Origin of the sequence: Streptomyces sp. NPDC002888 (genome assembly GCF_042888465.1) — a bacterium.
In the GTDB taxonomy this organism is placed as follows: Bacteria; Actinomycetota; Actinomycetes; order Streptomycetales; family Streptomycetaceae; genus Streptomyces.
In genome coordinates this window covers 121274-138853 of the sequence record NZ_JBIAPU010000010.1, presented here as the reverse complement: position 1 = coordinate 138853, position 17580 = coordinate 121274, and the positions used below count along the sequence as shown (strand labels likewise).

Sequence of the window (17580 nt, the reverse complement as noted above, 5' to 3'; positions counted from 1 at the left end):
ACTGCGGACCGGTGCACCCAACTGATGACCGACATAGGAGACATACCGTGACATCGGCTGTGACCATTCCCAGGCACGGGGGCACTGGAGGGCGTACGGCCGTTGCCGCGCGGGCGCGGCAGGTCGTCAAGGCGTACGGGTCCGGGGAGACCCGTGTCGTCGCCCTAGACCATGTCGACGTGGACATCGCCCGAAGCCAGTTCACCGCGATCATGGGCCCCTCGGGGTCCGGCAAGTCCACCCTGATGCACTGCCTCGCCGGGCTCGACACCGTCACCTCCGGCCAGATCTACCTCGACGAGACCGAGATCACCGGCCTGAAGGACAAGAAGCTCACACAGCTGCGCCGGGACCGGATCGGCTTCATCTTCCAGGCGTTCAACCTGCTGCCGACGCTGAACGCGCTCGAGAACATCACGCTCCCCATGGACATCGCGGGCAGGAAGCCGGACAAGGCGTGGCTGGCACGGGTCGTCGACACCGTCGGGCTCTCCGACCGGCTCAAGCACCGTCCCACCCAGCTCTCAGGAGGCCAGCAGCAGCGCGTCGCCGTGGCCCGGGCGCTGGCCGCCCGCCCCGAGATCATCTTCGGTGACGAGCCGACCGGAAACCTCGACTCGCGCGCGGGCGCCGAGGTCCTGGGCTTCCTGCGCCGCTCGGTGGACGAGCTCGGCCAGACCATCGTGATGGTCACGCACGACCCCGTCGCCGCCTCGTACGCGGACCGGGTGCTGTACCTCGCCGACGGCCGGATCGTCGACGAGATGCTCAAGCCGACCGCGGACGCCGTCCTCGACCGCATGAAGGACTTCGACGCCCGGGGGCGCACGTCATGACCGTCATGAAGACCTCGATGCGCAACTTCTTCGCGCACAAGGGACGCATGGCGCTGTCCGCCGTCGCCGTCCTGCTGTCGGTGGCCTTCGTCACGGGGACCCTGGTCTTCACCGACACGATGGGTACCACGTTCGACAAGCTCTTCGCGGCCACCTCCTCGGACGTGACCGTCAGCGCCAAGGGCGCCTCGGACACCGGGGAGACCACCTCCGACAACGGCAAGCCGCCGGTCATGTCGGCCGCCGTCCTCGGCGAGGTGCGGGGGGCGCGGGGAGTGAAGTCGGCGGAGGGCACCGTCTTCTCGACCTCGGTGACCGTCGTCGACGCCGACAAGGACAACCTGTCGCCCTCCAGCGGCGCGCCGACCATCGTCGGCAACTGGAACGGCAACGAGGCCCGCACCATGGAGATCACCTCCGGCGCGGCGCCCAAGAACTCCCAGCAGATCATGGTCGACGAGGACACCGCCGACAAGCACCACCTGAAGCTCGGTGACGAGCTCGGCGTGATCAGCGCGGTCGGCAACCACACCGCGAAGATCTCCGGCATCGCCACGTTCACCGTCACCAACCCCGGTGCCGCGATCTTCTACCTGGACACGAAGACGGCCCAGCAGTGGCTGGTCGGCGAGACCGGCGTCTACACCAACATCAACGTCACGGCCGCGAACGGTGTCACCGACGCACAGCTGAAGAAGAACGTGGTCGCCGAACTCGGCGGCACCTACAAGGTGCAGACCGCCAAGGAGACCGCCGACGCCAACCAGAAGGACGTCGGGGAGTTCCTGAACGTGATGAAGTACGCGATGCTCGGCTTCGCCGGGATCGCCTTCCTCGTCGGCATCTTCCTGATCATCAACACCTTCTCGATGCTGGTCGCCCAGCGCACCCGCGAGATCGGCCTGATGCGCGCCATCGGCTCGTCCCGCAAGCAGGTCAACCGCTCCGTGCTGGCCGAGGCGCTGCTGCTCGGTGTGGTCGGTTCGGTGCTCGGGGTCGGCGCGGGCGTCGGTCTCGCCGTCGGGCTGATGAAGCTCATGGGCATGACCGGCATGAACCTGTCCACGGACGACCTGACCGTCGCCTGGACGACCCCGGTGATCGGCCTGGTGCTCGGCGTCGTCGTCACCGTCCTCGCCGCCTACCTCCCGGCCCGGCGCGCCGGCAAGGTCTCCCCGATGGCCGCCCTGCGCGACGCGGGCGCCCCGGCCGACGCCAAGGCGGGCTGGATCCGGGCCCTGCTCGGCTCCGTCCTCACCGGCGCCGGCGGCTGCAGCCTCTACGTGTCCGCCACCGCCGACCAGGCCAAGGAGGGCTCGCTCTGGCTGGGCCTGGGCGTGGTGCTGACGCTGATCGGCTTCGTGGTCATCGGCCCGCTGCTCGCGGGCGGCGTGGTCCGGGTGCTGGGCGCGGTCCTGCTGCGGATGTTCGGTCCCGTCGGCCGCATGGCCGAGCGCAACGCGCTGCGCAATCCGCGCCGTACGGGGGCCACGGGCGCCGCCCTGATGATCGGCCTGGCGCTGGTCGCCTGCCTGTCGGTGGTCGGCTCTTCCATGGTCGCCTCGGCCACGGACCAGCTCGACAAGACCGTCGGCACCGACTTCATCATCCAGAACGACGGCGGGCAGCTGGTCACCCCGCAGGCGGTCAAGGCCGTGAAGTCGACGCCGGGCCTGGAGCGGGTCACCGAGTACAAGTGGACCAAGGCCGACTTCACCACCCCTGACGGCAAGACGCTCAAGGACACCGCGATCACCGGAGCCGACCCGACCTACGCGACCGACGTGCGCACCGAGGTGGTCGCCGGCAAACTCGCCGACGCCTACCGGCCCGACTCGATGTCCGTCCACGAGGACTTCGCCAAGGACCACAAGATCGAGCTCGGCTCCAAGGTCTCCGTGGCCTTCAAGGACGGCTCCGTCGCCAAGCTGACGGTCCGCGCGATCACCAGCAGCGACGTCGTCATCGACCAGGGCGCGATGTACACGTCCATCGCCACGATGGCCAAGTACGTCCCGGCCGACAAGATGCCGCTCGACCAGCTGGTCTTCGCCACGGCGAAAGAGGGGCAGCAGGACACCGTGTACAAGGCGCTGAAGTCCGCGCTGCACGACTACCCGCAGTACGAGGTCCGCGACCAGACCGACTACAAGCAGGCGCTGAAGGACCAGATCGGCCAGCTGCTGAACATGATCTACGGCCTGCTGGCGCTGGCGATCATCGTGGCCATCCTGGGAGTGGTGAACACCCTGGCGCTGTCGGTCGTCGAGCGGACCCGGGAGATCGGCCTCATGCGGGCCATCGGCCTCTCCCGCCGCCAGCTGCGCCGGATGATCCGCATGGAGTCCGTGGTCATCGCCCTCTTCGGTGCCCTCCTCGGCCTCGGCCTGGGCATGGGCTGGGGCGCCACCGCCCAGAAGCTCCTCGCCCTCCAGGGCCTGACCGTCCTCGAGATCCCCTGGCCGACGATCACCGGGGTGTTCATCGGCTCGGCCTTCGTGGGCCTGTTCGCCGCACTGGTCCCGGCGTTCCGTGCGGGCCGCATGAACGTACTGAACGCGATCGCGACGGAGTAGCCACCACAGCGGCGGCAGCCGCCACAAGCCATGGTCGACGGGGGAGCCCGGCGCCGAGAAACACGGGGGTGTTCTCGGCGCCGGGTACGTCTGTTTTTCAGCCCGTCCGGCGTTTGAGGACGAGGCCGCAGGCCGAAGCAGGGGTCTGGGGGCGGCAGCCCCCAGGGGCGGGACGGGTAGGGGCGGAGGGGGCGAACACCCCGCTACGTCCACAGCGACGCCGCGCACCTCGAAACTCGGCGTTGTCCACAGGCCCCGACGGCCACGACGTCAGCGACGTAGGCTGGATGGACCCCCGGCCCGCAGCGCGCGTCGGGCGCTCCGCGATGCCCACCCCCGGACGAAAGCCGCCCCCGAATGAGCCTGCACGGTCTGCTCGACGCCGTCGTCAAGGACCCCGCCCTCGCGGAAGCGATCAAGGCGGCCGCAGACGGCAACCGCATGCACGTCGACCTGGTCGGCCCCCCCGCGGCCCGCCCCTTCGCGATCGCCGCCCTGGCACGCGAGTCCGCCCGCCCCGTCCTCGCGGTGACCGCCACCGGCCGCGAGGCCGAGGACCTCGCCGCCGCCCTGCGCTCCTTGCTCCCGCCGGACGGCGTCGTCGAGTACCCCTCGTGGGAGACCCTCCCGCACGAGCGCCTCAGCCCCCGCAGCGACACCGTCGGCCGTCGTCTTGCCGTCCTGCGCCGCCTCGCCCACCCCCGCCCCGACGACCCCGAGACCGGCCCGGTCTCCGTCGTCGTCGCCCCCGTGCGCTCCGTCCTCCAGCCGCAGGTCAAGGGCCTCGGCGACCTGGAGCCGGTCGCCCTGAGGACGGGCCAGACCGCCGACCTGAACGCCATCGTCGAGGCTCTCGCCGGCGCCGCGTACGCGCGCGTGGAGCTCGTCGAGAAGCGCGGCGAGTTCGCCGTACGCGGCGGCATCCTCGACGTGTTCCCGCCCACCGAGGAACACCCCCTGCGCATCGAGTTCTGGGGCGACGACGTCGAGGAGATCCGCTACTTCAAGGTCGCCGACCAGCGCTCCCTGGAGGTCGCCGAGCACGGCCTGTGGGCCCCGCCCTGCCGCGAACTGCTCCTCACCGACGACGTCCGCGCACGCGCGCGTGCCCTCGCCGAACAGCACCCCGAGCTGGGCGAACTGCTCGGCAAGCTCGCCGAGGGGATCGCCGTCGAGGGCATGGAGTCCCTGGCGCCGGTCCTGGTCGACGACATGGAGCTGCTGATCGACGTCCTGCCGAAGGGCGCCATGTCGGTCGTCTGCGACCCGGAGCGGGTACGCACGCGTGCGTCCGACCTCGTGGCGACCAGCCAGGAGTTCCTCCAGGCGTCCTGGGCGGCCACGGCCGGCGGCGGCGAGGCGCCGATCGACGTCGGGGCGGCCTCTCTGTGGTCCATCGCGGACGTCCGCGACCGCGCGCGCGAGCTGGAGATGATGTGGTGGTCGGTGTCGCCGTTCGCGGCCGACCTGGACCTCACGGAGACATTTGCCGCTGACGCGGCGGGCGACACGCTCAAGCTCGGTATGCACGCCCCGGAGACCTACCGCGGCGACACCGCGAAGGCACTGGCCGACACCAAGGGCTGGCTCGCCGACGGCTGGCGCGCGGTCTTCGTCACCGAGGCCCACGGCCCGGCCGCCAGAACCGTAGAGGTGCTCGGCGGGGAGGGCATCGCGGCCCGCCTCGCGTCTGATGCAAAGACGGGCGACCTGGAGCAGCTGAGCCCGTCCGTGGTGCACGTGGCGTGCGGCTCGATCGACTACGGCTTCGTCGACCCGGGGCTCCGGCTCGCCGTGCTCACGGAGACCGACCTGACCGGCCAGAAGGCGGCCGGCCGCGACGGCGCCCGGATGCCCGCCCGTCGCCGCAAGACCATCGACCCGCTCTCCCTGGAGGCGGGCGACTACATCGTCCACGAGCAGCACGGCGTCGGCCGCTACATCGAGATGGTGCAGCGGACCGTGCAGGGCGCCACCCGCGAGTACCTCGTCGTGGAGTACGCCCCCGCCAAGCGCGGCCAGCCCGGCGACCGCCTGTACATCCCCACCGACCAGCTGGAGCAGATCACCAAGTACGTCGGCGGCGAGGCCCCGACCCTGCACCGGCTCGGCGGCGCCGACTGGACGAAGACCAAGGCCCGCGCGAAGAAGGCGGTCAAGGAGATCGCCGCCGACCTCATCAAGCTGTACAGCGCGCGCATGGCGGCCCCCGGCCACGCCTTCGGCACGGACACCCCGTGGCAGCGCGAGCTGGAGGACGCCTTCCCGTACGCGGAGACCCCCGACCAGCTCACCACGATCGCCGAGGTCAAGGAGGACATGGAGAAGTCGGTCCCCATGGACCGCCTGATCTGCGGAGACGTCGGCTACGGCAAGACCGAGATCGCGGTGCGGGCCGCCTTCAAGGCCGTCCAGGACGGCAAGCAGGTCGCCGTCCTCGTGCCCACGACGCTGCTCGTGCAGCAGCACTTCGGCACCTTCTCCGAGCGCTACTCGCAGTTCCCGGTCAAGGTGCGGGCGCTGTCCCGCTTCCAGACCGATACGGAGGCGAAGGCCGTCCTGGAGGGGCTGCGCGAAGGCTCGGTGGACATCGTCATCGGCACGCACCGCCTGTTCTCCTCCGAGACGAAGTTCAAGGACCTCGGCCTGGTCATCGTCGACGAGGAGCAGCGCTTCGGCGTCGAACACAAGGAGCAGCTGAAGAAGCTCCGCGCGAACGTCGACGTCCTCACGATGTCCGCGACCCCGATCCCCCGGACGCTGGAGATGGCGGTGACCGGCATCCGTGAGATGTCCACGATCACCACCCCGCCGGAGGAGCGGCACCCGGTGCTGACCTTCGTCGGCCCGTACGAGGAGAAGCAGATCGGCGCGGCCCTGCGGCGCGAGCTGCTGCGTGAGGGCCAGGTCTTCTACATCCACAACCGGGTGGAGTCGATCGACCGGGCGGCGGCCCGACTGCGGGAGATCGTCCCCGAGGCGCGGATCGCGACGGCCCACGGGCAGATGTCGGAGTCGGCGCTGGAGCAGGTCGTCGTCGACTTCTGGGAGAAGAAGTTCGACGTGCTGGTGTCGACGACGATCGTCGAGTCCGGCATCGACATCTCCAACGCCAACACCCTGATCGTGGAACGCGGCGACACCTTCGGCCTCTCCCAGCTGCACCAGCTGCGCGGCCGCGTCGGCCGTGGCCGCGAGCGCGGCTACTCCTACTTCCTGTACCCGCCGGAGAAGCCCCTGACGGAGACCGCCCACGAGCGGCTCGCGACCATCGCCCAGCACACGGAGATGGGCGCGGGCATGTACGTGGCGATGAAGGACCTCGAGATCCGCGGCGCGGGCAACCTGCTCGGCGGCGAGCAGTCCGGCCACATCGCGGGCGTCGGCTTCGACCTGTACGTGCGGATGGTGGGCGAGGCCGTCGCGGACTACCGGCGCCAGCTGGAGACCGGCGAGATCGAGGAGGAGCAGCCGCTCGAGGTCAAGATCGAACTGCCCGTCGACGCGCACGTCCCCCACGACTACGCGCCCGGCGAGCGGCTGCGCCTGCAGGCCTACCGCGCCATCGCCTCCGCCAACTCGGAGGAGGACATCAAGGCCGTCCGCGAGGAACTCGTCGACCGCTACGGCAAGCTGCCCGAACCGGTGGAGAACCTGCTGCTGGTGGCCGGCCTGCGGATGCTCGCGCGCGCCTGCGGCGTCGGCGAGATCGTGCTCCAGGGCAACAACATCCGCTTCGCGCCGGTGGAGTTGCGCGAGTCCCAGGAACTGCGCCTCAAGCGGCTGTATCCGGGCACCGTCATCAAACCGGCCGCGCACCAGGTGCTGGTACCGCGCCCCAAGACCGCGAAGGTGGGCGGCAAGCCGCTGGTCGGGCGGGAGTTGCTGGGCTGGGTGGGGGAGTTCCTGGCGTCGGTGCTGGGGTCGTAGGGATCGGTCGGGGCCGTCATGGCGAGCGGAACAGCATGCTCGCCAGGTGCCGGAAGACCTCCTCGGGGTCCTGGTCGCCCACCGGGTCGTCGAGGTTGTGGCTGAGCAGCAGCGTGGCGAAGCCGTGGGCGAGGGACCAGGCGGCGATGCCGGCGAGGCGCGCGTCGTCGCCGCGGCGCTCGGGGGGAACGGCGGAGACGGCCCCGCGCAGGGCTTCGGTGGCGAGGGCGCGGGCGGTGGTCAGCTCCAGGTCGTCGGCGCGCAGCAGCTCCGGCGCGAACATCACCTGGAAGTGCGCGGGGTGCTCGCGTGCGAAGCGGACGTAGCGCACACCGGCGTCCTTCAGCTCCGTCGCCCCGCCGATCGTGGCCGCGAGCAGCCCGAACCCCTCCGCCGCGATCGCCGTCAGCAGCCCCGTGCGGTCCTTGAAGTGGTGCGCGGGCGCGGCATGCGAGACACCGGCGCGGCGGGCGAGGTCACGCAGGCTCAGAGCGGACGGTCCGTCGGCGGCGATGACGTCGAGCGCGGCGGCCAGGATGGCGCGGCGCAGGTCGCCGTGGTGGTACGGGCGCCCGGGGCTCCGGGTGGTTTCGGGCTGTGGCTGCGCGCGACTCATGGCATCAGCGTACGCACGATCTAGGCATTGACAAGTTCGGGCGGCGCGGGCAATCTTGTCAGTGTCAAGTTGTGGCGCTGGGCGGCGCGGGATCGCGCTGTACCGCGCCGGACGGTCGGACGACGAGGGGGAACGTCATGTCGGACATCCTGGATGAGACGGGCAGGGCGGGCGCGCTGGAGCTCGGTCGGGTGCGTCAGCTCTGGCATCTGCTGGAGCCCCTGCACGCGGTGCTGTACTTCGCGCCGGAAGTTCTCGAGGAAGCGGTGGCACTCGGGTACGGCACGCGGGACCGCTGGTCGAGCTACTTCCCGTTCCGTGCCGCGCCGTTGGGCCCTGTGGACGGCAAGGTCGTGACCTCCGCCTTCTACAGCTTCTCGCCCGCCATGGTCGCCGCGCACATGGAACAGGCATGGTCGGTGGCGAGCCCCGAGGCCGTGCTGGAGGCGCGGCTGCGAGGCATGGACCGGGCGTACCGCACGCTGTTCGGCGACCGTGTGGACAGCCCCGAGCTGGCGGAGGCCGCCGCCCTCGCCCGCAGCGCGGCGGAGGTGGCCGACACGGCCGGGCGTCCGCTGGCCGCGGCCAACGCCGTGCTGGACTGGCCCGAGGAGCCGCACCTGCAACTGTGGCAGGCGGCGACCATCCTGCGGGAACACCGAGGCGACGGCCACCTCGCCGCCCTCCTCGTGGCCGGCCTGGACCCGGTCGAGTCGCTCGTCTCCTTCGCCGCGATAGGCGCCGCCTCCGTCGAGCGCTTCGACAGCCGCGGCTGGAGCGCGCAGGAATGGGCAGCCGGACGGGACCGCCTCGCCTCCCGGGGCCTGGTCCACCAGGACGGTACGGCCACGCAGACGGGCCGCGAGCTGCGCCTCCGCGTCGAACAGGACACCGACCAACTGGCCGCCCGCCCCTGGCAGTCCCTCGATCCGAAAGCCCTGGACCGCCTCAACGAACTGCTCGGCGACTACTGGGTCACGGTGCTCGGCTCCGGCCTGCTGCCTTCGGAATCGACGCTGGGGATCGGAAAGGTGTGATTGGCGTGGTGTGAGTGGCGTGGCGTGGCGTGAACAGTGTGGTGCGGGCGGACCCGGCCGACGGTGCCGGGCAGGCGCGCGCAGCCTGCCACAGAAAAAGCCGCCCACGGGAGCCGAGTCTCCGCGGACGGCTGGGCAGGCTCTCAGGCCTACTGCTGGTCGGGCCGGTCGCGGTCGCGGTCCATGCCGAGCGTGCCCTCAGCTCTCTGCTGCGCAGCGTCGACCTGGTCCTCGTACTTCCCGCCCGTCTTCTCGTTGATCCGTCGTTCCGTGGCGTCGGACATGTCCTTGGCCTTCGCCTTGTCCCGCGCCTGGTGCTTGAACCTGTCGAAGATGCCCATGCAGAGCTCCTTCCGGAGGTGACTCACACCCGACGATACGCCCGAGATACGAAGAATGCGCACCGGAGTCCGGCGTGGCCCGGACCGCCCCAACGCCCCCGTGCGCCCGGCCGCTACGGTGTGCGGGAAGCCGTACCAGGGCAGCAGGGAAGGAACCGCCCCGCCCGTGCGGAGGCGGGGCGGACCGGCAGGCAAGGGGAGGGGCGCGCCGTGATGCGTCTGAGGGGCGGGGCCACGGCCGCCGCGGTGCTGGTGCTCACCATGACCGGCTGCACCGAACAGACCACGGGATCCGCCGACCCCGGCCGGTCCGCGGACCAGACCGACGGCGCCGGTGCCGGGGGCGCCGACGGGGGTGCCGCCCGGGCGGCCGCCGAGTCGCTGACGGTGAAGGGCCGGGCGCCCAAGACGGGCTACGACCGCGACAGGTTCGGCACCCCCTGGGCGGACACGGACTCCAACGACTGCGACACCCGCGACGACATCCTTGAACGGGACCTGAAGGAGGTGAAGTTCACCGGCGGCACCTGCAAGGTCTCCTACGGGGTGCTGGAGTCGGACCCCTACTCGGGGAAGGACGTGACGTACCGACGCGGCCGCAGCAAGGTCGACATCGACCATGTCGTCGCCCTCTCCGACGCCTGGCAGAAGGGCGCCAAGTACTGGGACGCCAGCAAGCGGATAGCCCTGGCCAACGACCCGCTCAACCTGCTCGCCGTCGACGCGAGCACCAACCGCTCCAAGGGTGACGGCGACACCGCGACCTGGCTCCCGCCCAACAAGGGCTACCGGTGCACCTACGTCGCCGCCCAGGTCGCCGTGAAGAAGAAGTACGGGCTGTGGGTCACCGCCGCAGAGAAGGCCGCGATGGAGAAGGTCCTCTCCGGCTGCCCCGACCAGAAACTCCCCTCCGGAGGCAACCCGACCAAGGCACCGGCGCGGTTCCACTGAGCGCTGCACCTGTGAAACCCGCTTTCCGCGGTTGCACCCCGCGCCTACGGTGGCCGTATGGAGTTGAAGGTATCGAGCCTGGCCGAGCGGCCCGAGGCGCTTGAGCGGGTCGTCGGGATGGCCGACAACTGGCCGGAGTTCACCGTCCAGGACCTCGTGGGCAACGCCCACTACGGTCGCATCCCGGTCGAACTCCCCGAGCACGTGCTCTTCGCCGAGGACGAGCGGGGCGAGGTCGTCGCGCACGCCTACAGCGTGCCGTTCTCCCTGGCCGCCGAAGGCCGCGGAGAACTGCCCGCCCGCGGCTGGGACGAGGTGCTCGTGTGGGCCTTCGCCGACCTGCGCCGCGGGGTCACTCCCGACACCGTCAGCGCCATCTCCATCGTCGTCGCCCCCCACGCCCAGGGCCTCGGCCTGTCCGGGCTGATGCTCTCCGCGATGCGCGACAACGCCCGGGCACACGGCTTCCGTGAGGTCGTCGCCCCCGTCCGCCCCAACGCCAAGCACCTCGAACCCCGCACACCCATCGAGGAGTACGCCCACCGGGTACGCAAGGACGGGCTGCCGCACGATCCGTGGCTGCGCGTCCACGCGCGCGCCGGGGCGACCATCGAGCGTGTGGCACCGGCGTCGATGACGGTCGCCGCCTCACTGGAGGAATGGCGCCGCTGGACGGGGCTGCCCTTCGACACCGAGGGCGAGATCGAGGTTCCCGGCGCGCTGGTACCGGTGCGGTGCGAGCCACAGCACGGGTACGCCGTGTACGTCGAGCCGAACGTGTGGATGCGACACCCGCTCTGAGCGGGTGGGGCGCTGCGCGTCCGCTTGGCCGGTTCAGCCCGCTCAGCCTGCGAGGGCGTCCAGGTCCACGATCTCGCCCGTGGGCTTCTGCGCCGGGACCGGCTCCTCGTAGTCGCTGAAGGTGATGGTGCCCGGGTCGTCGGCGGAGGTGCTGTCCATCCGCAGCAGGTACGGCTCGCCCTGGCTGGCGACGTACAGCGTGTAACGGTCCTTGCCCTCCTGGGCGTTCAGGACGACCGCGGGTGTGCCGTCGATCGTGGTCGACCTGCCCCGGGACACCGTGGCGTCGGAGTTGCTGTCGTCGGCGTCGGAGTCCACGCCCACGGGGCCCTCCAGCACCGTGTCCAGGTCGCAGAAGCCCGCGATGTCCTTGGCGTCCTGGCCCGTCGCGGACATCTTGGTCCACTTGTCGGCGAGCATGGCCACGACCGCGTCGGTGTCCGACTTGGACTCGCCCTCGCTCTGGGCGCGCAGGAACGCCTCGTCGTACTTCATGTAGAGGGTGTCGCCGGACTTGAGCAGGTCGGCCTTGCCCTGGCCGTTCATGCTCATCGCGCCGACGCACTCACCCTTCTTGTTCAGGGCCAGGTCGATCTGGATCGTGCCCTTGGTCTCGTCGTCGGGGACGTCGCCCTTGAAGCGCAGTGACGAGGCGCCGGTGGTGGCGTTCATGGCCCGCTCGGCGATCTCGTCGGCGCTCAGCCCGGCGAACGGGTCCTTCTGCTTGCTCGCCTGGCTGCTCCGCCCGGACTGGCCGGACTGGCCGGACTGGCCGGACTTGCTGGAGTTGCTGGAGTTGCTCGGCTTGTCGTCCGCCTTGTCCTGACCCGACAGGCAGCCGGTGAGTCCCGTGGTGGCGACGGCGGTCAGGCAGAGGGCGGCGAGTGCGGTGCGACGCATGGGAGTTCCTTGGTGAGACTCGTGAAACTGGGTGAGATGAAGTGAGGGGTGGTGCGGTGACGTGTGATGCGGTGGCGTGCCGTCGGGCGCGGGGCGCGGGGCGCGGGGCGCCAGGGTGACCGCCGGGTGCCGGAGGGTCAGGCGGTCTTCTGCCAGTCCTTGCAGCCGGTCGTCTTGAAGTAGCCGTCGGAGGCGTTGATCGTGACGACGGCCGTGCCGGTCACGTTGTTGTTCGCGATGATCGACTCCAGGCCGTGCTCGGCGTTCTTGGCACGCTCCCAGTAGCAGGAGTCGTCCGTGTTGCCGGTGGACTTGTAGGTGCCGGGCGCGATGTCGGCGCCGACTCTGAACATGCCGCCGTTGCCGGCCATCTTGGTGGCGGGGGAGCCCTTCGCCTTGGTGCCGACGGCCTCCCAGTCGTTGCAGCCGCTCGACTTGAAGAGCTTGTCGGAGGCCTGGACGGTGACGTAGCTGGTGCCGCTGACGTTGTCGTTGGCCAGCAGCGCGTCCAGTTCGCCCGAGGCGTCCTTGGCGCGCTCCCAGTAGCACAAGTCGTCGGTGTTGCCGGTGGTGCGGTAGGTGCCGGGCTTGATGTCCGTACCGACCTGGAAGTCGCCGTCCCCCTCGAACGCGGCCTTCTTCTCGGCCGCCTCCGCCTTGCCCGAGTCCTTCTTGGTGCCGGGCGTCTTCTGCGCGGAGACCGAAGAGCCCTTGTCGGTGGCGTCGGTCTTCTTGCCGCCGTCACCGCCGCCGGCGTTCGCCGACACGGCACCGATCACGACGATCCCCACGACGGCGCCCAGCGCGACCTTGCCCTTCATGCCCATGGCTGTTCCCTCCCCGAGGCGTGGCAACTGCCTCCGTCCGGCAGTCGCTCGTTCGCTGGGTCAATGAGAACATGTGCTGTGAACCGAGTCAACACGATTCACAAGTTAAGGCGAGTACACGGCGTGAACCGGTGGATCTCACGTTCACCGGTATGCTCGAACGCCACACACCGGACGAGGGGAGCGGGGCGGGTGCAAGACAACGCGACAGAGGTGACCGCCGCCGGGATCGCACGGCTCGCCGGCGTCGGCCGCGCCGCCGTCAGCAACTGGCGCCGTCGTCACGCCGACTTCCCGAAACCGGTCGGCGGCACTGAGACCAGCCCCTCCTTCGCCCTTGCCGAGGTCGAGGCCTGGCTGCGCCACCAGGGCAAACTCGCCGAGGTCCCGCTGCGCGAACGCGTGTGGCAGCAACTCGCCGGACACCCCGAGGGCCCCGTCACCGCCCTGACGCACGCCGGCTGCGTCCTGCTGCTCATCCACGACCGCCCCACGGTCTGGCTGGAGGTGAGCGCCGGCTCCGACGAGCGCCTCTCCGCGATGCTCTCGGGCGCACTGGAGCAGGTGATCGCGCCACGCCTAGGCGCTGTGAACCCGGTGAACAGCCACGTGAACAGCCCGGTGAACAACCCCGTGAACAACCCCGTGAACTCCGCGCCTTCTGTGAACACCAAGCCAGCGGTTCACACCCCCTCCGGACCCGAACTCCTCCCCTCCGCCCCACTCCTGCGCGGTGTCGCGGAGCTGGCCGCCGGGATGGGCGCTCGGCAGACCTTCGAGTTCCTCATCGGCCGGCACCTCGACGCCAACCCGCGCCAGTACACGCTCACGCCCACCGAACTGGCCCGTCTCATGGCCGACCTGGCCGGACCGGCCGACAGCGTCCTCGACCCGGCCTGCGGCACCGGCGCCCTGCTGCGCGCGGTCACCGCCCGTCCCGACCAGGAGCTGTACGCGCAGGACAGCGCACCCGACCTCGCCGCGCTCACCGTGCTCCGGCTCGCCCTGCACACCCGGGCGACCGTGCGCGGGGCCGCGAGCGACACGCTGCGCGCCGACGCCTACCCGGAGTTGCGCGCCGAGGCCGTCCTGTGCCACCCGCCGTTCAACGAGCGCAACTGGGGCCATGACGAACTCGCCTACGACCCCCGCTGGGAGTACGGCTTCCCGGCGCGCAACGAGTCCGAACTGGCCTGGGTGCAGCACGCGCTCGCCCGGCTGAGGGACGGCGGCACCGCCGTCCTGCTCATGCCGCCCGCCTCCGCCTCCCGCCGCTCGGGCCGCCGCATCCGCGCCGACCTGCTGCGCCGCGGCGCGCTGCGCGCCGTCGTCGCGCTGCCGGTCGGGGCGGCACCGCCGTACAACATCCCGCTGCACCTATGGGTGCTGCGCAGGCCCGGCAAGGCGCCCGCGCAGCCGGAGGTGCTGCTCGCGGACGTGGGGCAGTTCGCCACGGAGGGGCGCGGCGGACCGGACTGGCGGGCCGTGCGGGACGCCGTACTGGAGGCCTGGGGCGCCTTCGACCGGTCCGGGACGCTCGACGAGCGGCCGGGGCTGGCCCGTTCCGTGCCCGTCATCGAACTCCTCGACGACGACGTGGACCTCGCCCCGGCCCGTCATCTGCCGCCCCCCGCGGCGGCCGACGGCGCGGAGGCGCTCACGGCGGTGCGCGAGCGCCTCGGCGAGACGCTGCGCCTGACCGCCGACCTCACCCCGCCGCCCGCCGAGGCCGCCCAGGCCGCGCGCTGGCCGCTCACCACCGTCGGCGAACTCGCGCGCGGGGGCGCCCTGCTGCTGCGCACCGGTGGAAACGGCGGCCACGCGCGCGTGCCCGTGCTCACCGACCACGACGTCCTGGCCGGGACGGCCCCCTCGGGGACGCTGCCCGAGAGCGACGAGGAGGCCGTGCTCACCGAGCCGGGTGACGTCGTCCTGCCGGTGCTCGGCGGGGGCGCGGTGGCGCGCGTGATCGACGACGCGACCGGGGGCGCCGCGCTGGGGCGCAACCTCGTGCTCCTGCGGCCCGATCCGGCGGCGCTCGACCCGTGGTTCCTCGCCGGGTTCCTGCGCGGCACCGCCAACAACCGTCAGGCCAGCAGCTACGCGTCCACCGCCACCCGCCTCGACGTGCGGCGCCTCCAACTGCCCCGGCTCCCGCTGGACGAACAGCGCCGCTACGGCGCCCGCTTCCGCGCCCTCGACGAGTTCGAGCGGGCGCTGCGCCACGCGGGCCGCCTCGGCGAGCAGCTCGTACGCGGGATGTACGACGGCTTGACGGACGGGACGGTCGCCCCTGGCTGAGGCGCGTCCGTGTCGAGCGAAGTGATCAGCACGACAACGGTTCGGTACAACCCGGGACCGCTTGTCCGTGTCGGCCTATACGCTCGAAGCGACAACCTCGGGACCGGCGTTGTCGGACGCCGGCCGGCGTCGTACGTCCCTCTCAGGCATCAGGAGCTGTCATGCATGGCCACGGCTACACGCAGCCGGTGAAGCAGCCGCCCCACACGGGGTGGCTGATCTTCCTGCGCGTGCTGTTCGTGGTGATCTCGATCTTCAGCCTCGGCTTCCTGGCCTGGACGATGCTGCTGCGGCTGGCCATCGTGACCCGGAAGTCCCTCGACTGGGGTCTGTTCGTGGCCGTGCTGGCGACAGACGCCCTCAGCATGGTGCTGCTGGGCAGCGAGCCAGGCGAGGAGGTCCACACCGCGGGCGGCTGGACGGGCATCACGCTCCTCCTGGGCACCCTCGTCGCGGCGATCGCGTACTACCTCGCCGCGGACATCCGCCACTTCCACCAACTCCGCTACGGGCCCTACGCCGCCCAGCGCCCACCGGCGTACGGCTACCCGCAGGCCACGACGCCGTACACCGGGACCACCCTGCACCCCGCGCCGCACACCCCGCCCCCCGCGCCGCACACCCCGCCCCCGGTGCCCCGAACATCCGCGCCCCAGCCGCCGCACCACACCCCGGTGCCGCAGCCGCCGATACCCGCCCCCGCGCCGCCCCAGCGTCCCGCGCCCGCCCGGATCGACCAGGTGCGCGCGGAGCTCGACGAGCTCAGTGACTACCTGCGCCAGCAGGACAGCCGGCCGGGTGGCGACAGCGAGGGCGGAAGGTGACCGTGGCGACAGGACGCGTCGTCGCCGGCCGGTACGAACTGGCCACGCTCATCGGGCAGGGCGGCATGGGCCAGGTCTGGACGGCCTACGACCGGCGCCTCGACCGGCGCGTCGCGGTGAAGCTGCTGCGCCCCGACAAGGTGGCGGGCCAGGAGGCCGACGAACTGCGCCGCCGCTTCGTGCGCGAGTGCCGGGTGACCGCGCAGGTCGACCACCCCGGCCTGGTGACCGTGCACGACGCGGGCAGCGAGGGCGAGGAGCTGTTCCTCGTCATGCAGTACGTCGACGGCGCAGACCTCTCCGACCACCTCGCCGAACACGACCCGTACCCGTGGCAGTGGGCGGTCGCGGTCGCCGCGCAACTGTGCGCCGTGCTGAGCGCCGTGCACGCCGTGCCGATCGTCCACCGCGACCTCAAGCCGCGCAACGTGATGGTGAAGCAGGACGGCACGGTCACCGTCCTCGACCTCGGCGTCGCCTCCGTCATGGACACCGACACCACCCGCCTCACGCACACCGGTTCGCCCATCGGCTCGCCCGCGTACATGGCCCCGGAACAGGCCATGGGCGGCGCGGTCGGCCCGTACACCGACCTGTACGCGCTCGGGGTGCTGCTGCACGAACTGCTCAGCGGCGACGTGCCGTTCTCCGGCTCCACGGCGCTCGGCGTGCTGCACCGGCACCTGTACGAGCCGCCGCTGCCCGTGCGCCGTACCCGCCCCGAAGTCCCCGAGGCGCTCGAAGCGCTGGTCCTGCGCCTGCTCGCCAAGGACCCGCAGCACCGGCCCGCCTCCGCGCAGGAGGTGTACGAGCACCTGGAGCTGCTCCTGCCCGCGCGCGGCACGCCCACCGGGGCACCCCTCGACCCCACGCGCCCCTTCCTCCGCCCGCACGCCCCCTGGCCGGACCGCGCGCGCACGCCCGCGCCCCAGCCGCAGGCCGCCCCCGTGGCGCCCGCGGCGGACAAGCCGGACGTCGCGGCCGCCGTCGACGAGGTCAAGCGCCTGCTCGGCGAGGGCCGCATCACCCAGGCCGTCGACATCCTCGGCGCGATCCTGCCCGCCGCGGCCGAACAGCACGGCGAGCACTCCCCGGTCGTGCGCACCCTGCGCAAGCAGTACGCGGCCACGCTCATGGACGACGGCCAGTACCGGCGCGCGCTGCCCGAACTGCGCCGCCTCGCCGACGAGCGCGCCGCCGAGGCCGGCCAGGCCGACCCGCAGTCCCTGCGCTTCCGCTTCGACGCCGCCCAGTGCCTCGAACAGCTCGGCGAACCCGCGGCGGCGCTCGCCGAGTACCGCGCGCTGCTGCCGTACTACGAGAACCAGTACGTCGCCGGTGACCCCGAACTCGCCCTCGACGTCCGCCGCCGCATCGGCCACCTGCTCCTCGCCCTCGGCGACCGCGCCGCCGCCCACGACACCCTGGTCCGGCTGCTGCACGACGTGGACCGGCTGCAGGGCCCCGGACACCCGCTCGCGACGGAGGTCCGCCGGACCCTTGAGTGGCTGGGACAGGTGCGCGGGTAGATTTTGCTGTGCCATGAACGAATCTTGTGGACCCCTGGGGACGGAGTTTCCCGAATCCGGTAGGGGTGCTGGTTAGGTTGCGATCCGTTTCGCAACAACCAGCACAACCAG

At 71.4% G+C, this 17580-nt stretch carries 13 protein-coding genes; 9 read left to right on the top strand and 4 right to left on the bottom strand.

Annotation, left to right across the window (positions count from 1 at the left end; genetic code table 11):
• Positions 1-47: 47 nt before the first annotated feature.
• The 3 genes from ACFYWX_RS18335 (at position 48) to mfd (ending at position 7342) form a co-directional block, all read left to right on the top strand.
• On the top strand, positions 48-836 hold the full coding sequence (locus tag ACFYWX_RS18335) for an ABC transporter ATP-binding protein (protein WP_389425061.1): 789 nt from the start codon (positions 48-50) through the stop codon (positions 834-836).
• Positions 833-3412 (top strand): ABC transporter permease, encoded by a 2580-nt coding sequence (locus ACFYWX_RS18330; protein ID WP_389425060.1) that lies wholly within the window; start codon positions 833-835, stop codon positions 3410-3412. Before ACFYWX_RS18335 ends, ACFYWX_RS18330 begins: the two co-directional genes overlap by 4 nt.
• A gap of 357 nt (positions 3413-3769) precedes the next feature.
• Positions 3770-7342, top strand: a complete 3573-nt coding sequence (mfd, locus tag ACFYWX_RS18325; protein ID WP_389425059.1) for a transcription-repair coupling factor — start codon at positions 3770-3772, stop codon at positions 7340-7342.
• Between the two features lie 16 nt (positions 7343-7358).
• Here the strand turns inward: mfd and ACFYWX_RS18320 are convergent, their stop codons facing one another.
• Positions 7359-7958, bottom strand: coding sequence for a TetR/AcrR family transcriptional regulator (locus ACFYWX_RS18320; protein WP_389425058.1), 600 nt, complete (start codon positions 7956-7958; stop codon positions 7359-7361).
• A 137-nt stretch (positions 7959-8095) separates the two neighbouring features.
• Here ACFYWX_RS18320 and ACFYWX_RS18315 point away from each other — a divergent pair, with 137 nt between their 5' ends.
• The gene (locus tag ACFYWX_RS18315) at positions 8096-8995 is read left to right on the top strand and encodes a hypothetical protein (RefSeq protein ID WP_389425057.1); all 900 of its coding nucleotides are present in this window, start codon (positions 8096-8098) and stop codon (positions 8993-8995) included.
• 149 nt (positions 8996-9144) lie between these two features.
• Here the strand turns inward: ACFYWX_RS18315 and ACFYWX_RS18310 are convergent, their stop codons facing one another.
• Entirely contained in the window at positions 9145-9336 is a 192-nt protein-coding gene (locus ACFYWX_RS18310) for an Rv0909 family putative TA system antitoxin (protein ID WP_389425056.1), read from the bottom strand.
• A gap of 213 nt (positions 9337-9549) precedes the next feature.
• Here ACFYWX_RS18310 and ACFYWX_RS18305 point away from each other — a divergent pair, with 213 nt between their 5' ends.
• Positions 9550-10287 carry an HNH endonuclease family protein gene (locus ACFYWX_RS18305; RefSeq protein ID WP_389425199.1) on the top strand — a complete coding sequence of 246 codons (738 nt, stop codon included), beginning with the start codon at positions 9550-9552 and terminating at the stop codon, positions 10285-10287.
• A 57-nt stretch (positions 10288-10344) separates the two neighbouring features.
• Positions 10345-11088: an N-acetyltransferase gene (locus ACFYWX_RS18300; protein WP_389425055.1), complete on the top strand. Its 744-nt coding sequence runs from the start codon at positions 10345-10347 to the stop codon at positions 11086-11088.
• A 42-nt stretch (positions 11089-11130) separates the two neighbouring features.
• Here ACFYWX_RS18300 and ACFYWX_RS18295 read toward each other — a convergent pair whose 3' ends face one another.
• Together ACFYWX_RS18295 and ACFYWX_RS18290 are read right to left on the bottom strand one after the other, a co-directional pair.
• Positions 11131-11988: a hypothetical protein gene (locus ACFYWX_RS18295; RefSeq protein ID WP_389425054.1), complete on the bottom strand. Its 858-nt coding sequence runs from the start codon at positions 11986-11988 to the stop codon at positions 11131-11133.
• A gap of 137 nt (positions 11989-12125) precedes the next feature.
• Positions 12126-12815 (bottom strand): hypothetical protein, encoded by a 690-nt coding sequence (locus ACFYWX_RS18290; protein ID WP_389425053.1) that lies wholly within the window; start codon positions 12813-12815, stop codon positions 12126-12128.
• Between the two features lie 192 nt (positions 12816-13007).
• Between ACFYWX_RS18290 and ACFYWX_RS18285 the strand changes: the two genes are divergently transcribed.
• From ACFYWX_RS18285 to ACFYWX_RS18275, 3 genes are all read left to right on the top strand, one after another.
• Positions 13008-15116: an N-6 DNA methylase gene (locus ACFYWX_RS18285; RefSeq protein ID WP_389425052.1), complete on the top strand. Its 2109-nt coding sequence runs from the start codon at positions 13008-13010 to the stop codon at positions 15114-15116.
• 161 nt (positions 15117-15277) lie between these two features.
• On the top strand, positions 15278-15940 hold the full coding sequence (locus ACFYWX_RS18280) for a hypothetical protein (protein ID WP_389425051.1): 663 nt from the start codon (positions 15278-15280) through the stop codon (positions 15938-15940).
• 38 nt (positions 15941-15978) lie between these two features.
• Complete coding sequence (locus tag ACFYWX_RS18275; RefSeq protein ID WP_389425198.1) at positions 15979-17469, top strand: protein kinase; 1491 nt, start codon at positions 15979-15981, stop codon at positions 17467-17469.
• Positions 17470-17580: the final 111 nt, after the last annotated feature.

Excerpts from the sequence above, each read along its gene's own strand:
- ACFYWX_RS18290 (WP_389425053.1), bottom strand. The coding sequence starts at position 12,815 with ATGGGCATGAAGGGCAAGGTCGCGCTGGGCGCCGTCGTGGGGATCGTC.
- ACFYWX_RS18315 (WP_389425057.1), top strand. The coding sequence starts at position 8,096 with ATGTCGGACATCCTGGATGAGACGGGCAGGGCGGGCGCGCTGGAGCTC.
- ACFYWX_RS18320 (WP_389425058.1), bottom strand. The coding sequence starts at position 7,958 with ATGAGTCGCGCGCAGCCACAGCCCGAAACCACCCGGAGCCCCGGGCGC.
- mfd (WP_389425059.1), top strand. The coding sequence starts at position 3,770 with ATGAGCCTGCACGGTCTGCTCGACGCCGTCGTCAAGGACCCCGCCCTC.
- ACFYWX_RS18300 (WP_389425055.1), top strand. The coding sequence starts at position 10,345 with ATGGAGTTGAAGGTATCGAGCCTGGCCGAGCGGCCCGAGGCGCTTGAG.
- ACFYWX_RS18305 (WP_389425199.1), top strand. The coding sequence starts at position 9,550 with ATGCGTCTGAGGGGCGGGGCCACGGCCGCCGCGGTGCTGGTGCTCACC.
- ACFYWX_RS18310 (WP_389425056.1), bottom strand. The coding sequence starts at position 9,336 with ATGGGCATCTTCGACAGGTTCAAGCACCAGGCGCGGGACAAGGCGAAG.
- ACFYWX_RS18295 (WP_389425054.1), bottom strand. The coding sequence starts at position 11,988 with ATGCGTCGCACCGCACTCGCCGCCCTCTGCCTGACCGCCGTCGCCACC.
- ACFYWX_RS18280 (WP_389425051.1), top strand. The coding sequence starts at position 15,278 with ATGCATGGCCACGGCTACACGCAGCCGGTGAAGCAGCCGCCCCACACG.
- ACFYWX_RS18330 (WP_389425060.1), top strand. The coding sequence starts at position 833 with ATGACCGTCATGAAGACCTCGATGCGCAACTTCTTCGCGCACAAGGGA.